Raw genomic sequence first — 2854 nt, 5'->3', positions numbered from 1 at the left:
AACACAGACTATGCAGTAACTTCAACAGACTTGTGCATACAGTAGGGAGTTGGGTTTGAGGTAATCGTCGCGATCTATAGCTTCAGAATGATGCGATCGGGATTGGAATCTACTAGGTAATATCTAACGATCTACATTTAGCGGTCTCCGGTTTACTGATATTATTCACTAGAAACGAGCGACTATTTACATGTAGACTCTTTTTCAGAAATATTACACAGAAGATCTAGCGAAATTGACAAATCAAACTAGAGGCATCGTTGGCTCCATACTCTCACCTGCCTGTCGGGTCTGGTTGCGATCGCAAGTATCGCATGTAGATGACATCCAAGTTGAGATCGAAGGCGGTAGTCGGCAAATTTTGGGCGGTACGATCCCCCAGGTATCGGTGGTGGCGGTAGGCGCGATCTATCAGGGTTTATCGTTGGGATCGATCGATCTGCTCGCGGAGAATATTCGGATTAATCTGCCCCAAGTACTCAAAGGTCAAGCCTTACGCCTGTTAGAACCGATCGCGGTGATGGCTGATGTTAAATTTAGTGAAGCCAATTTACAGGATTCTCTAGCGGCACCACTACTATCTCAAGCAATTACCGATCTCCTCGCCCAAATCTTAGCAGCAAAGACACAACCTCCTCACTGGCAGATCGATTGGGTGCATCTCCAGATAGTTCCCCATACTTTAATTTTACAAGGAAATCTCATGACTGAAGGCCAAATGGCACCGATCGAGATCGTCATGGGCATTCAGATTCGCGACGGACATATTCTCGATCTCGATCCGCTGAAGATTACCTGCGCGCTCGATCTTCCTGGCAGCCAGATCCAGAGCCATCAAATCGATCTCGGCGATGATGTCGATATTACTCAACTAGAGCTGATAAGCGGTGCCCTTGTTTGTCGGGGACGGATTCGAGTCAATCCCTAGAGGGGTAGAGGGGTGGATGGGTGGATGGGTGGATGAGTGGATGAGTAATGGGTAATGGGTAATGGGTGATGGGTGATGTCACCCCGTCTCCCATTACCCTCGTCTCCTACCGTCGAACTACAGCTCTGAGGATACTTAAAAATGCTCTAAAAGACTGGATGCGATCGACGGTTTGCAATTGTTGTCGATAGAGTTGGGAGAGATTTTCGATTTGAAGGCGGCTGTTGGCGATCGAGGCTGGTGCGTTCTCTAAGCCGAGATTGCAGTCTCGTTCCCACCGTTCGCACCACTTAGTCAATGCAATTAGTTGTCTGCGAAACCGCATCACCCATACCGCGATCGCCAAAATGACGATCGCTAGCGCGCAATTGCAGCAAATTACCGCGACAGCTAAATCCATAACTCTCATGCTCGAAAAATACCGTCAAGTCTAGATTAGCAGCTATTTCATCCGCTGTGGTACTCAGGAAAGCTCATAGCCGATCTGAGGTACGATTTGCTATTTCTGAATCTAACAACACACTTGACTCCCAACTCCCAACTCCCAACTCCCCGCTCCCCGCTCCCCAGCGATCGAAAAAAAGTTTCAAAACCTACTTGCCAAATTTCAAACTATGGTGATATTATATTAAAAGTGTGAAAGAACACATAAAACATAATCCTCGGTAGCTCAGTGGTAGAGCGATCGACTGTTAATCGATTGGTCGCAAGTTCGAGCCTTGCCCGGGGAGTAGACAAGATAAACCACCAATAAGCTTATAGAGAGACTACATTTAAAGTTAGTCTCTCTATTGTTATACAAACTTTCGAGCGGGAACCAATCCAATCGGCACATAGTCCGAACTTCTTAGCGACGATCGCTTTAGGTTAAAATTATTGAGTCCTCAGCGACAATCTATCCTTCAAGCCCCAGGTTGGGAGCGCAACACGAGCCAACCCGCCGAGGATCGACATCTTCGATCGCCAACAGACACCCGGACAGTATCTCCCATACTAGCCATCTTTTAGTACCACACAATGTTTAAATCGTTAATTCTTCCGATCGCGATCGTGGGTGCAATGCTTGCACCGATGGCGATTGCACCCCAACCCGCACGCGCACTGCCCGAAGCGCAAATCATTGAAAAACTTCAGAAGGTGCCAGTATTCACGATCACTAATGGTACGGGCAACTTTCTCCAGCAGAGCATCAAAAGTGGGGGAGCGACTCGCACGATTACGCCAGTATTCATGGAATTAAAAGATGCCGCCGCTCTTTTAAAGAAGCTCAGAAAAGAGCAGCCGCAGCAGAGCAAAGTAGCGCAAATTACGATCGTGCCGCTCAGTGAGATCTACAAGATCCAGTCAGAGATGCAAAAGAAATCTCCTGGTGTCAGCTTTGTATTTTTCCCGACAGAGCAACAACTCAAGAACGCACAACTGCTCAAAAAGCCGTTTCAAGCTAATGCTTTGTACCCAGTACCATTATTTATGATTGCAATCAAGCAGCAAGATAAATATGTAACGGTACAAGAGAACAATTTGACGCCACTGTTTTTTGGCAAACAGCAAGCGCAACAGTGGTTGGAGCGCGTGCGAAAAAAAGATCCTAAATTAGTCGCTAAGGCAGAAATTAAGGTTAATTTTCTGCATGTCGTGTTGGAAGACTTTCAGACCAAAAATTATCCCGCCCAACAGCAACTAGTATTCGTGCCATCTGCGGAAAGTGTCGAAAGCATTCGCAAATTACGCGCGGCTCAGACTAAACCTGCTACAACTAAGCCTAAGCCTTGATGAAGGGAATAGGCTTTAGGCTTTAGGTTTTAGGCTTTAGGCTTTAGTTTTAGGTTTTAGGTTTTAGGTTTTGTGGAACGCTGTTCCACCCATTACCCATTACCCATTACCCATTACCCATTACCCATTACCCATTACCCATTACCCATTACC

General features: G+C 46.5%; 3 protein-coding genes and 1 tRNA gene. 3 read left to right on the top strand and 1 reads right to left on the bottom strand.

Going from position 1 to position 2854, the window contains the following annotated elements; all coding sequences use genetic code 11:
- The first annotated feature begins 235 nt into the window (after positions 1 to 235).
- Positions 236 to 928 carry an LmeA family phospholipid-binding protein gene (locus C7B77_RS27455; RefSeq protein WP_106312531.1) on the top strand — a complete coding sequence of 231 codons (693 nt, stop codon included), beginning with the start codon at positions 236 to 238 and terminating at the stop codon, positions 926 to 928.
- 106 nt (positions 929 to 1034) lie between these two features.
- Here C7B77_RS27455 and C7B77_RS27450 read toward each other — a convergent pair whose 3' ends face one another.
- Positions 1035 to 1328, bottom strand: coding sequence for a hypothetical protein (locus C7B77_RS27450; protein WP_146138559.1), 294 nt, complete (start codon positions 1326 to 1328; stop codon positions 1035 to 1037).
- 259 nt (positions 1329 to 1587) lie between these two features.
- On the opposite strand from C7B77_RS27450, the gene C7B77_RS27445 reads away from it, so the two are divergent.
- Positions 1588 to 1659, top strand: a tRNA-Asn gene (locus C7B77_RS27445).
- 286 nt (positions 1660 to 1945) lie between these two features.
- A complete protein-coding gene (locus tag C7B77_RS27440; RefSeq protein ID WP_106312525.1) occupies positions 1946 to 2701 on the top strand; it encodes a Tic22 family protein in 756 nt (251 codons plus the stop codon).
- Positions 2702 to 2854: the final 153 nt, after the last annotated feature.

The sequence above is a fragment of the Chamaesiphon polymorphus CCALA 037 genome (genome assembly GCF_003003845.1).
GTDB lineage: Bacteria > Cyanobacteriota > Cyanobacteriia > Cyanobacteriales > Chamaesiphonaceae > Chamaesiphon > Chamaesiphon polymorphus.
This window is presented reverse-complemented; position numbering and strand designations above follow the sequence as displayed.

Coding starts and splice junctions, on each gene's coding strand:
- C7B77_RS27450 (WP_146138559.1), bottom strand. CDS start 1,328: ATGGATTTAGCTGTCGCGGTAATTTGCTGCAATTGCGCGCTAGCGATC.
- C7B77_RS27440 (WP_106312525.1), top strand. CDS start 1,946: ATGTTTAAATCGTTAATTCTTCCGATCGCGATCGTGGGTGCAATGCTT.